This window comes from Streptomyces sp. NBC_00310, assembly GCF_036208085.1.
Classification (GTDB): Bacteria; Actinomycetota; Actinomycetes; order Streptomycetales; family Streptomycetaceae; genus Streptomyces.
In genome coordinates, this window is the sequence record NZ_CP130714.1 from 3,346,164 (window position 1) to 3,358,497 (window position 12,334).

The window sequence follows — 12,334 nt, forward strand, 5'->3', positions numbered from 1 at the left end:
CGGTGAGACTGTCCGTGCTTCCTTCCTGTCTCATGCGAGGTCTTCCAGGAGGAGGTCCAGCGCCGCCTCCTCGTGCAGAGCCACCCCCAAGGCCTCCATGGCCGGGGCCAGTTCCGCATCCCACGTCGCCTCGACCGGCGTACCGCTGAGCGGAAGCGGCGGCGTGCCGTGCAGTTCGGCTCGCGTCGCAAGATACTCGTAGTCCGACGCACTCATACGCCACGGCTCCGACGCCTGGTACCGCCCCCTGACACGGTTGGCGAGGGTGATGCCCGGCCAGTCGAAGTCGCCGTGGTAGGCGAAGACGCAGTCGGCCGCGGCCAGGGTGTCCAGGAGGGTGAGGACGACCGTCGTCGCACTGCCCGAGGTGCAGATCAACGGCGCGGTGCAGCCGGCGTCCGCCGCGGCCTCCACCACACGCGGGTTCTCGCAGACGTGGACGCGGGTGCGCGAGGGCAACTCCATCTGCAGGGTGCGCAGTTCACGTAGGGTCAGGTGGGTCTCCAGGTGGTGGTCCGCGCGTTCGCGGAGGGCCGTCTCCCGCCAGGTGGCGCCCGTCGGGCGCAGACCGTAGGTCAGGACCGTGCTGGAGACCTCGTCCGGTGTGACCGAGGCCCGGCGCCACAGCGCGCGGCGGGCCGGTGCGTCGGTCGGGAAGTCGACGTCCTGGGCCTGTGCGAGGCCCCGCAGGACCAGGCGGGCCAGCAGGGTGCCGTCGTCCAGGCCGTGGGCCGAGCCCGTGGTGCGGGTGGCCAGTTCGCCGCGGCCCCAGGTGGCGGGGGTGGGGTCGGGGCCCGTGCCGGGGTAGAGGGTGGCGAGGGTCTGGATGGCCTGAGTGATGGTGGTGAGCGCGGTGGTGGGTGGGTGACGGGTGAGCGTCCCGGACCGCCGCAGGTCCGCCATCCATCGGTGGGCCCAGGGCCGGTCGGTCAGTGATGTGGCGGTCAGGACCGATTCCGCCTTGGACCAGAGGCGGTCGCGTTCGGCCGCCGCCACGTCGCGCGCCGCGCGCCGGTCGGTCAGGGGTGGGCCCAGCGCGGCCAGTGTCGCCGCGAGGCCCCGTCCGACCGCGCTGGCGCGCAGGCGGGTGTCCAGGTCGGGCAGGCGGATCGTGACGGACGGACCGCTGACCGGTTTGGCCAGGAGGAGGGACAGGGCTTCGCGTTCCTGTGGGTCGGGGTTCTGGAGCCGGATCGTGCCGGTCGGCTGGAGACCGCCGCGTTCGAGGCGCATTCGTGCCGCCGCCCAGAGGCGGCTCAGACCGGGCCGGGACAGGAACGCCATCGCCTCGGGGGCGAGGGACGTCGTCGCGGAGGCGAGGGACGTCGTCGCGGAGGCGAGGGGCGGCTCGGGAGCCGGGCGCGGCCCGGGAGCCCGGCGCGGCCCGCGAGCGAGGGGCGGCTCGTCCATCGCTCGCGGGCCCGTCACACCGACGCCCTCGTCCACCACGCGCCGATCCGTCATACCGACACGCCCTCGTCCCCCGCTCGGGTGTGCGCCTTACCGGCCGTACCGGTCATGCCCGTCACACCCGCCATACCCCTCATACCGACACCAGCCTCCGCTGCCGCCCGTTCCACGTGTAGTGCAGCGTCGCCACACCCCGCACATGCGGATCGCGCAAGCATTCGTAGATGTGCAGGGACGGTACGTCGGGCCAGTTGCCGATCAGGCGTTCGCTGGTGAGGACGAAGTCGAGGTCGAGGTCGACCAGGATGCGGCCCAGGCGGGCGTGGGTGGGCTCGTCGACCTTGGCGAAGGCGTCGTCCAGGAGGATGAGGCGGGGAGCGTGCGGGGCCGACTCGGCGAGGCTCGTGAAGTGGGCCGCCGACGCCGCGAAGAGGACCAGGTAGGAGAGCACCCGTTGCTCGCCCTGGCTCATTCCTGTGCGGCCGGAGAGTTTGCGGCGGCTTCCCGGTGCCGCGTCACTGACGACCCAGGGGGTGAAGGTGAACCAGTCGCGGTAGTCGAGGGCGGTTCGCAGGTGGGAGGCGTAGCCCGCGGCCGGGTCGGCGCGGCGGGCATCCTCGATACGGCGCTGGAGGACGTCACGGAGCTGTTCGGACTGCTCACGGGTACGCAGGCCGGAAGGGCTGCGCAGCAGGTCGACGGCCGCCTTGACGTCCGCTTCCACGCCGTCGGCCAGCTTCCAGTCGAGGGTGACGCCCAGACCGTGGGACGTGCGGACCGTGGACAGGATGGAGTTGAGGGCGGCCACCAGGGCGCCCGCGGCCAGGACCTGGGCGGAGAGGTGGTCCCCCAGTTCCCCGGTCAGGAAGCGCTGGAAGACCTCCCGTTCGCGTTCCGTCAGCCGGTCCCGCGCCTCGGCCGCCTGGGCCGCGATGCGCCCGCCGACCAGGGCGATGTCGTGGGGGCCGTGGTCGTCCACGAGTCGGCAGAGCTTGATGCCCTCGCGTTCCTCGATCGTCGCGTCGTAGCCACCGGAGAGCCGGTCGCGCAGGTCGGTATGACGGTGGAGGAGTGTGGTGTCCGAGACGTCATGGCGCTCGGCGTCCAGTCGACCGCGTACTGCGTCGACCAGCAGGCGTAGTGCCTGGATGCGCTGCCGTGCGTCGTCGTGGATCGGATCCGGGGACTTCAGGGCCTCGTCGTGATGATCGTCGTGATCGTCCTCATGGGTGTCGAGACCCGACCCTTTCAGCACACCGGGCAGCGACAGGGCCGTACGCAGGCGTCGGCCGCAGGCCAATGCCTGCCCCTCCTGGTCGGCCAGTGCCTCGCGCCGCCCTTTCTCGTCCTCCTCCGCACGGACGCGCTGGTCGTGCACGTCGGCCATGTCCTGCCGGGCACGCGGGAGTTGGCGCGCCACGGCGTCCAGGCGGCGCTTCGCCTCGGTCTCGCGGGCGAGGATCTCCTGCTCCGTGGCGCCGAGCGCCTCCTCCAGAGCACGGACGGTGCGGCGGGCGGCGTCCAGGCGGTCGAAGGCTCCGGCGTAGTCGGACTCGGCTTCCCGGCGGGCCGTCGCGGCACGCTCGTAGTCCGTACGGCCGGCGCCGTGGGCGTCGGCCGTGGCCACGACCGCGCTTATCCGCCGCCGGAGTTGCTCCGTGCCCTGGCCCAGCCCCTTCAGCGCGATGCGGACCGTGTCGAGTGCCGTCGGTTCGGCCGGGAGGCCGTGGGCGCTCGCCGTCGCCTCGGTCTCCCGCCTGGCGGCGACGGCACGGGCTCGCGCCTGCTCCGCTTCGCGGGCGGCCGCCGCGGCCTGCCCGGCGAGGGTCTCGGCGGCGCGCTCGGTCTCGGCGGTACGGGCCCATGCGTCGGTCAGCCCACGTGCCGGGGGCGGGCGGCGCAGAGCGTCGGCAACCTGATCCCGATGCCCGGTCAGGGCGCGGTGACTGTGCTCGGCCTGCGTCAACTCGCCTTCCAATGAAGCCAGTTGATGGTCCAGCTCATCGAGCGTCCTGCGCCGGGTCTCCGCGCGCACCTCCGCGCCGACGTACTCGGCGGCAGGCTTGGTGTGACGGCCACGGGTGACGCCGAGCTTCCAGGAACCGTCGGTTCCGATGGCGGTGTGCGGTGCGGTGCCCACCGGATCCGTCGGACCGGCGTAGCGAGCCCTGGCCCCTTCCCCGGCCTCGGCCCCGGCCCCGCCGTCGCCGTCGTCGTCGCCGCCGTTGCCGTCGCCGTCGCCGTCGATCAGCGTCACCGCCTCCAGTACCCGCTGTACCTGCTCCATCCCCACCCCGCTGTCCGGTGCGGCAACCGGACGCAGCACCCGTGCGAGCGTCGGTTCGGCCGCCGGCGCTCCCGGTACCAGAAGGGTGTCCCGCGTGGCGGCGTCCAGGACCGTGCCGTCGGCGTGGACCCAGGCGTCGAGCAGACCGCTCGCCTCCAGAGCGGCTTCCAGCCCGGCCCGCGCCTCCGGTCCCAGGCCGTCCGTGAAGTTCACCAGGCGGTACAGGGGTGCTCCGGTGCCGGGTGCGCGGGGAGCCGCGCGGTGAGACGGGGGTGGCGGCTCCGGGTCGGTTCGGCGCTCCCACTCCTCGCGCTCGCGCCGGAGGCGGTCCCGGCGGACGGTCAGTTCGCGGAGGGTCACGGCGAGGGTGTCCCGTTGCTCGCCGAGTTCCGTCAGCCACGGGTCGACCGCCGACCGGGCCGCATCGGTCACGTCATCAGGGGTCCGGGCGAGGAGGGGCCCGTCCGCGGGGTCGTGTGCGACCAGGGCGTTCACGGCGTCCAGGGGCAGCCCGGTGAGGTTCCGCAGCCGTTCGGCCCAGGTGCGGGCCGCGTCGGCGTACATCTCTGCTTCGCGCGCCGCTTCCTGCCGACGCCGTTCGACGCGGGAGCGCGCCTGGTCCGCCTGCCCCTCCAGACGCTCACGGGCGGTGTCGGCCTCCTGCGCGTCCCGTCGGACCCGCTCCGACTTCCCGATGAGCGCGCCGAGTTCGGTCACGGACCGGGAGCGGTTCCTGATCACGGGCTGCGCGGCGTCGAGCTGGGCGTCCCACGCGTGCAGGGCGGCCACGCAGGCCTCGGTGTCCACCGTCGGCACCTGGCTGTGCCGTACGAGGTGGAAGTCGCCCTCCGGGGAGGTCAGTTCCGCCGTCGTCGCGGGGACCAACGGTGTCACGGGGGCCGCGACGGAGTCCCCCAGATGCACGGGAGCGAGCCCGGACCGCTCCGCCTCTCGCGTCAACTCACTGTGCGCCGTGCTCAGTTCGACCAGTTCATCGCCGAGCCGGCCGGCGTCGGCGGTGAGGCGTCGCCCCGCCTCCTCCTGGTTGCTGTGCGCCTGGCGCAGCGATTTGAAGGCGGTGGTGGCCGCGCCGTGCAGGGCAGTGACCGTGGTCCGCTTCTCGCCGAGTTCCTTCAGGCCCCGGTACCCGGCACTGGCGTGCAGTGCCGCCAGGTCCGTCTCCGCTTCGGCCTCCTCGGTCTCCAGCGCTTCGACGCGAGCGTCGAGCTCCGCCTCGCGCTCACGGAGCGTCTCCGCTCTCCTCGCCGCGTCACCCGCGGACCTGCGGTACTCCGCGAGTCGCTCCAGTTCACCGCCCGCCTGATCCGCGCGGCGGCGCAACGCGCCGTGCAGATAGCCGCGGTAGGCGGTCAGGAAGGTGCGCAGCGCCTGGTCCGTCCGTTCGAGGCGTCCAAGATCGGCCCGTACGGCGTCGAGGTCGTCGAGGTTGCGGGCCACCTTGTCCACGATCTCGTCGTCGAGGGCGGGCAGTGTCTCGGCGAGGACGGAGACCAGACCGCCGGAGTCGATGCGGTCGCCGATCGTGGGGCGGCGCAGCCGGTGAAGGAGGTGAAGCAGGTTGCGGTAGCGGGCGGGGTCGGTCAGGCCGAACAGTTCACGAGCGACCCGGGCCCGGTGTTCCACCGCGCGGTCGGTGACGTTCTCCGGGCCGACGAGCGACTTGAGCTGGTCGACGGGGAGCGGCTGTCCGGCGGGGGCGAGGTGCAGGCCCTCGCCGACCCGGAGCGGGGTGGCGAAGAAGAAGGGCTTCGCCGTCTTGGTCGACTGGGACGCGCGGATGGCCGCGCCGAGGGTGAGATACCGTTCGGCGCCCTCCTCGTCGGTCCGCGCGAACTCCACCCACAGGTAGCCCAGCCGGTTGGTCCGCTCGAAGCCGTCGAGCATCAGCCAGAGGAGGGTGGTGCGCCCGGTTCCCGTGGCGTCCAGGGCACGCGCATCGCCGTCGAGCAGGTACGGCAGCAGCATCTCCAGGGCCTTGGACTTGCCGGCTCCGTTCTTGCCGCGCAGCAGCAGCCGGCCGTCACCGAAGGCGAACTCCTGCTCGTCGTACTGCCAGACGTTGCGGATGCCGGCGCGGTGCAGGCGGTAACGGTGCGGGGACGGCGGGCGGTTCACCGGGGCGGCTCCTTGGGGACGTCGTCCACCGGGGGCGCCGACGACTCAGGGGACACAGGGGGCAGGGGGGATGCGGGGGTTGCGGGGGACCCGGAAGGCGCCGGGGACTGGTCTGTACGGGACTTGACCGCCACGGTGGTGGCGTACCGGGCGGCAGCGGCGAGCAGGACCCAGCCGCCGTTCGCCTGCGCAGAGGATTGTCCGTGGGCGAGGGCCTGTCCGTGGGCGGGGACCTGTCCGTGGGCGGGGACCTGTCCGTCGGCGGGGACCTGTCCGCGCGCCCCCGAGACGTCGGTGACCGCACGGCCGTCGACCGCCGACTCCTCGTATCCCTCCGGCAGACCGTGGCCGCCCGCACGCACGGGCCCGGCGGGCGCCAACAGGCGCATCCGGACCAGGAGATCGAGGACGGCGGCGAGAAATCCGGCCCGGTCCTCCAGGTGGCCACGCTGCCAGTTGCTCCGCCTGCCGTACTCCTCGATCAGTTCGCCGAGCAGTTCGGACAGTAGTTCCTCCGTGACGGGGACGCCGATGACCAGCCGACCACCGATCGCGGGGTGCCCGGGGTTCTCGGGGCGCAGCCGGGCGACCAGCCGCTCCACCAGCAGCAGCGCCGCTTGGGCCACCGTGCCGGTGCCCGGCAGACGCAGGTCGGTGAGGTCGCCGTCCGGGTCGATGAGGGCGATGCCCTCGGCACGGATCTCGGCTTCCAGGCCGAGCAGTTCGGAGAACGCCTGCGACTCGCGCCGCTGCCGGGTGCGCAGCCATTCACGCTCGGCGTCCGTGAGGTCGTCGAGGTGGACGACGGGGGTTTCGACGAGACGCCTACGGACGTAGGTGCGCGGCCCTCCGAATCCGGGGTCGGCGGCCCTGCGTACGAGGTCGGCGCCGTCGCTGCTCCGGGCGAGCGGGCCGGCGACGACCGCCCGCGCGATCTCGCGGTCCACGGTCAGCAGTGCCTCTCCCTCCCGCTCCTCGGCGAGGGCCGAGACGTGGCCCTCGGTTTCGACCAGGACGCCCCAGTCGACGAGTTGCCGCAGCGCGGCGGCGAGTGTGCGCCGCTCGGCCTGCCGACCGGTGTCGGTGATCTCGATCCCGGCGTCGACGGCCGCGGCCCGCAGGTCTGCGACGAGCTGGGAGAGCAGGATCTGTTCCGGAGCGGTGACGAGGACCGACAGGGCGAGGGTCAGACAGGCGTACGTACGGGGCGTGAACGGCGTCCCGGTGGACGGCCGCTCCAGGCGGTGACCGGAGCCCGGGCCGAGGCCCGCCTTGAACAGACGGGCGTACGTCGCCTCCACCAGCAGGCGGTAGCCGAACACCTGTTGGAAGCGCTGGGCGAGCCAGTCGGCGTGACGGCGGACCAGCGGGAAGGTGTCGCTGTGCGGACCGGTGCTGGTGACCAGGGGGTGGGCCAGCAACAGTCGGGCGGCGGCGCGGCGCTCGGCCGCGAGCGCGACGTCGTGCGCGGAGGGCAGGGCCATCAGGCGCTCGCCTCCCCCGGCATCGGCAGGGACCCACTCCGCCCGGGCAGGCTCTCGACCGCGAGCGTGAGGTCGTCGACCGTCAGGTCACCGTCCACCGAGCGCAGGACCGTATGCCGGCCGAGGCTGCGCCAAGCCGTCAGCCGGATGCCGAGATCCGCGTCGCTCGCCTGCGCGCCGTCGAGGAGGATGTCGCCGACCCGGGAACCGTCATCGGCCGGAGTGCCACCCGCCGGAATGCCACCAGCCGGGAAGCTGTCGGCCGGAATGCCACCAGCCGGGAAGTCATTGGCCGGGAAGCTGTCGGCCGGGACGTCACCGGCGTCCTTGCGCAGCCGGGCGTTGCCGAGGGCGGTGGTCAACAGCTCCAGCAGCAGCCTCATGGCCGCCGCACCGAGCCTCACCTGGTCGAACCTGCCCGACGCGCTGAGCAGCTCGTGGGCCGCCGCCTGCCGGGCCTCGACCTGCTGCCGCGCCTGCTCCATGAGGAGGCGCTTCTGCGCGGAGTGGTCCTCGGCGGACGCGGCCCGCCCGCGCGGGGTCCTGCTGCCACGCTCCCGCAGCGCCACCGGTACGTCCACCACGGGCCCGGTCCACCAGCTCACGTACGCCGGCACGGACTGGTCCGGATCGGGCGCCACCCCGAGGTGCCGTGCGCCGTAGAGCCCGAAGGCGGCGACCGCGATGTCGTGCGCCTCCTCCGGTTCCGCGGCGTCGAACCAGGCCGCGAGCCGCAGCAGGTCCTTGCGGCGGGACATCTCTCCGGAAGCCGAGCGCAGCATCCGCTTGGCGTTGGCGAGGAGCGACTGCAGGGCGCGCAGGGTGGCGTCCCGGAGCTGGTCCACCTGGCTGCCGTGCTCGTGTCCGCCGGTGTCGCTGAACCAGTCGCGCAGCCCCTCCCAGTCCGCGATGTCCCGTCCACGACTGCGCTGCACCCGAGTCTCGGGCAGTCCGTCGGCGAGCGCCCCGATGCCCGCCGTGTGCCCGTCGATCCGGGCGAGCAACGCGGGCAGGTGCGGCCACACACCGGCCAGGTGCCTGGCGATGCGCGGGGCGCGGAAGGAGATGTCCTCGGTGATCGCCTCCACGTAGTCGAGCAACAGTTCCTTGAACCCCTGGTACTCGGCACCGTCGAGGTCGTAACGGGCGAGCACCTGGCCCAGGTAGGCGTAGAAGTCCCGTACGGACTCGGCGAATTCGGCGAACTGCACGAAGAGCGTGCTGATCCGCTCCAACGCCTGCTGCGGATCCGCGCCCCCCGGCGTGGCGACCATGGCGGCGATCTCCCCGAGACCCCGGTCGACGAGAGTGAGCAGTTCGCTGCTGACCTCACGTGCGGCGTCGGCCCCCGCCAGCACCTCGTCCGCGCCGCGCTGCACACGCTCTCCCAGCTTGGACAGCTGGTAACGGGACCGGGAGCGCTGGTACTCGGCGATGCTGCTCGCTCTGACGGTGTGCGTGCTGCGCAGCAGATTGCCCCACCGCACGAGCTCGTCGAGCCTGCGCGTGAGCGTCTCGGCGTCGAGCCCCGCCCCGGCGCCCCCCGCCCGTCCCAACTTGGCCAGCACGTCGGGTACGGCAAGGTCCGCGAGCAGGGTGCCGCAGAACACCCGCATCACCGCGACGTACTCCAGGCGCTCGGGTGCACTGAGATAGGCGTAGGCGCTCAGCCGCTGCCAGGCCTCCGTGCGGCCCTCGCCGCCCTGCGGCGCCCCTTGGCGCGGCTCTTCCACCAGCTCGTCCCCCTCCATACCACCGAGCCTACGGACCTCCACCGACACTCCGGAGGAAGTCGAGCAAAACCACCCGGCTGATCCCGGCCGGCGGACGCGTCGGGATGTACGCCGGATTTATCCGAGCCACCCTTCTGACCTACGACTATGTGGGACCGAACCAGCTGTGATTGCTGGCGCCTCAGAAGAGCGAAAGCTGATCCTCGGGGTCTGGCTCTCCAGACAGGCCGATCGCCTCATTGAGATCCGGGTCCAGGTCATGCACGGCTTCAGTGGACTCGGTCAGTACGGCCTCATCCCCAGCGTCTTTGACTTCCCGCTCATCGGTCGAGTCTCCCTCCGCGAACATGGGAAGCACGTAGGCCTGCGCCAGCCCGGCCAGGTGGAGCGGGAGTGGCAGGGACAGCGCGGCCGTGTAGTCGGGGGCTTGCCGCAGCTGGTGCATCGCCAGGGCCAGTGCCTCAGGGTCATCCGGCCTTTGCGGCTGACGGTCTGTGTCACCTCCCCGCGGATGACATCCGAGGACCGCGATTTCGACGAGTGTCGGGTTCCACGCCCCTGTGCCTGCCTGGGATGTCAGGTTCCCGGCGGCATTGACGCGAGTGGCGATTCTGTCGAGCGCGGGTGAAATGGCAAACGATCCGGGTCGCTCAGTGGTGCTGTAGAAGATCCGCTCGGCGGTGGCTCGCTGCTCACTGGCATCGAGCGGCGCCTGTGCCCAGAAGCCCGCCGGCTGGCCATTGGCCCCGCCGGGATCGGCCAGCCCCCACCACTGGGCGGTCTCACGTCCCGTCCGCCCCCGCACGCGTACGAGCCGCAGTTCGTCGTCGAGTCGCCCGGCCGGGGCGTGCCCCGGCTTGACCAGATCCCTGACGATCTGGCCGTCCTGCAGCCAGGGCCAGTGCAGTCTGCTGTTCTGGGCATGTGTGATGAGGACCGTTGGAACGCCACGCAAGGAGTGGAGCATACGCTGCAGAAAACTCGCGGTCTCTCTGCGTTGTTGAGCCAGATTGGCACGCCACGCTTTGGAAGTGACTCGAGCCGCAACTGTGCTCGTGGCGTCACGCTGTCCGGGGATCACAGGCACCGGCTCCGTGTAGGCCTCCGGATCGATCTCTGCCTTTTTCACAAGGCCGAGAAGAAATTCCGGATAGGAGACCCAGGAGCGCGCATCGTCGTCCCAGCCTTCTACGACTGCCAGGCCGTTGTCCTCCGGGTGGGGCGAAACGAGGACGGCCACCGGCACATGCTTCGGGAGTCGGGTGGGCCCGTCCTTGCGCCGCTTGACCATCCAGAGCGCGGCGTAGCGCAGGTCGCCAGGAAGATCGCCACCGAGGGTGTGCTGCGGCAGGACACGTACCCCGAGCTGGCGCAGTCCGTCCAGCCAGGCGCTGTGCGCGCGGTGCCCAAGGCTGTCGGCGTTTTTGATCTGCCGGTCAGTGGACGGGGTGACAAGGAACTGGGTCAGCAGGCCCACGTCGGCGCACCCGAGCCGGATCGCGAACTTGGGGTCCGTCCCACTCGGGCGGAAGGTGCTTCGATGAGCAATCTCGACAAGAGTCAGGCCAGGGCGAGTTACGTCCGTTCCGTCCTCTTGCAGCCAGTCACGTAGCGTACGGCGGCGCGTCGTCACGGCATCCGCGATCCTGGCCGCCTTGCCCTTGGCTGCGGACGTGAGGTTCAAGGAGTCGGCGAGCCCATCGACCAGCGGCAGACACCGCAGTCGCAGATCGAGTTCCGGCGTACTCCAGTGCAGCACGACAGGCTTCCCAGGCCTCGCCTGATCGAAGTCCTGGTCGGTGGTCTGGACTCCACCGGTGTCGCCGTCCAGACCGAGGGCTTCCATGAAGGCCGCGATCGCCTCGCGCCGTACCTCGGCGGTCTGCCACAGCAGGCGCGCTTCGACCACGGGAGGCCAGCCTCGTCCCGTGCCTGCTTGCGCCATGCGGGACACGGCCGCCAGCGCGGCCCGCCGGGCAAGAGCCGCCCGCAGGTCATCTTCCTTCTTCTTCAGGGCATCACCGTTCGACTTCGGCCGACGGTTCGCCGGGGCACCGGTTCCCCGGCCTCGGCCACGCACGAGATCGGGTACGCGCACCACACCTTCAGGCAGCGCCTGTTCTGCCCATGCGGTGAGCTGTGACCGCTGATGGGACATGAGGCCGGGTCCGACTTCGTGAACGCCCATGCGCGTGCTGTGGACAACCGCAGCCCTTACACCCGATCCCTCTCCGATCCATGCGGAAGGCTCCGACAACAACTGTGCGGCATCTGGGAAATGACCAGTGACGCTGAGTCGGTGGAGGATGCCTGCGGGGTCGTTCTCGACCCAAGTGAACGCGTCGGCGGTACGGTCGCGCCGTAGGCGGGCGAGGGCATGCCGCTCGGTGGCCGGCGCCCCGGGCAGCCAGGGGATCTTCGGTCGGAGGTAGACGGTGGTCGCCTGGCGGTACGACAGGTCGAGCCGCTTGGTGTCCGACCTGGGGTGCGTGGCCCAGCGGCGTACTCCCCAGTGCAGATGGAGCCGGGATCGAGGGTCGAACGGTGTCGTGTGCAGGGAGATGTTGAGGACGATGGAGAACCACCATTCCTTGCGCTTGATCGTCCTGCACAGCGGCTGGGACATCAGCTCTGCCCCCTGGTCGCGCGGCCCCCTGGGCAGCGCCCGGAAGTGCAGTTCCCCGCCTTCGAAGGGGTAGGGGTCGAGCCTGAGAATCCGACGAGCCAGCGCGTCGGTGCCCAGCTGGAACTGCCGGGGCTCCGGAGCAGCCGTCCCACCGTCGGTGGCAGTGGCTCCCAGCTGATCCACTCCACGAACCGGCTCCCACACCGGCAGGTTCCTTTTCAACTCCGCGCTGCAGCCGAGCAGCAGCGAGCGAAAGGCGGGATCTCCCGCCGCCTCCTTGGGCCCCAGCGTGCGCAACCAGGCATCCAGCAGTTGCCCCAGTGTGTTCCCCGGGAGCGGATCAGGTGCGTCGGCGGGCACGTACATCCAGAAGTCCTCTGCGGGCATGGGCCCTTCGCCCAGGGGCGGCCGGGGACGCGGGCGGACGATCACGTCGGGCGCGAGGGTTTGCAGAACACCGTCCAGGCGTCGCGTGGGAATCGTCTTGTGCCACTCCCCCTCTGAGCGCCCGTAGTTGTGCAGCTCCAGAAGCCCCTCGTGCCAGTGCTCGGGAAACGGGAGCGCTCGGAAGTCCTCGGTCCATGGCTCCGCGGCATCGGCCAGGTGGTAAGCGGCTCGGCGGATCTCTTTGTACATCGTGGTTCTCCTGTGCGGTGCA

At 71.4% G+C, this 12,334-nt stretch carries 5 protein-coding genes; all 5 read right to left on the reverse strand.

What is annotated here, in order from left to right; all coding sequences use genetic code 11:
- Window positions 1-30: 30 nt before the first annotated feature.
- A complete protein-coding gene (locus tag OG202_RS14770; protein ID WP_328222858.1) occupies window positions 31-1,464 on the reverse strand; it encodes a TIGR02679 family protein in 1,434 nt (477 codons plus the stop codon).
- Window positions 1,465-1,543: 79 nt separating this feature from the next.
- Window positions 1,544-5,833, reverse strand: coding sequence for a TIGR02680 family protein (locus tag OG202_RS14775; RefSeq protein ID WP_328222859.1), 4,290 nt, complete (start codon window positions 5,831-5,833; stop codon window positions 1,544-1,546).
- The gene (locus OG202_RS14780; protein ID WP_327730031.1) at window positions 5,830-7,317 is read right to left on the reverse strand and encodes a TIGR02678 family protein; all 1,488 of its coding nucleotides are present in this window, start codon (window positions 7,315-7,317) and stop codon (window positions 5,830-5,832) included. The genes OG202_RS14775 and OG202_RS14780 overlap by 4 nt, the downstream gene beginning before the upstream one ends.
- The gene (locus OG202_RS14785; protein WP_327730030.1) at window positions 7,317-9,068 is read right to left on the reverse strand and encodes a TIGR02677 family protein; all 1,752 of its coding nucleotides are present in this window, start codon (window positions 9,066-9,068) and stop codon (window positions 7,317-7,319) included. The genes OG202_RS14780 and OG202_RS14785 overlap by 1 nt, the downstream gene beginning before the upstream one ends.
- Window positions 9,069-9,231: 163 nt before the next feature.
- The gene (locus OG202_RS14790; RefSeq protein ID WP_327730029.1) at window positions 9,232-12,312 is read right to left on the reverse strand and encodes a pPIWI_RE module domain-containing protein; all 3,081 of its coding nucleotides are present in this window, start codon (window positions 12,310-12,312) and stop codon (window positions 9,232-9,234) included.
- Window positions 12,313-12,334: the final 22 nt, after the last annotated feature.

What these genes read in the sequence shown, in the direction of transcription:
- OG202_RS14785 (WP_327730030.1), bottom strand. Translation starts at nt 9,068, where the DNA reads ATGGAGGGGGACGAGCTGGTGGAAGAGCCGCGCCAAGGGGCGCCGCAG.
- OG202_RS14770 (WP_328222858.1), bottom strand. Translation starts at nt 1,464, where the DNA reads ATGACGGATCGGCGCGTGGTGGACGAGGGCGTCGGTGTGACGGGCCCG.
- OG202_RS14790 (WP_327730029.1), bottom strand. Translation starts at nt 12,312, where the DNA reads ATGTACAAAGAGATCCGCCGAGCCGCTTACCACCTGGCCGATGCCGCG.
- OG202_RS14780 (WP_327730031.1), bottom strand. Translation starts at nt 7,317, where the DNA reads ATGGCCCTGCCCTCCGCGCACGACGTCGCGCTCGCGGCCGAGCGCCGC.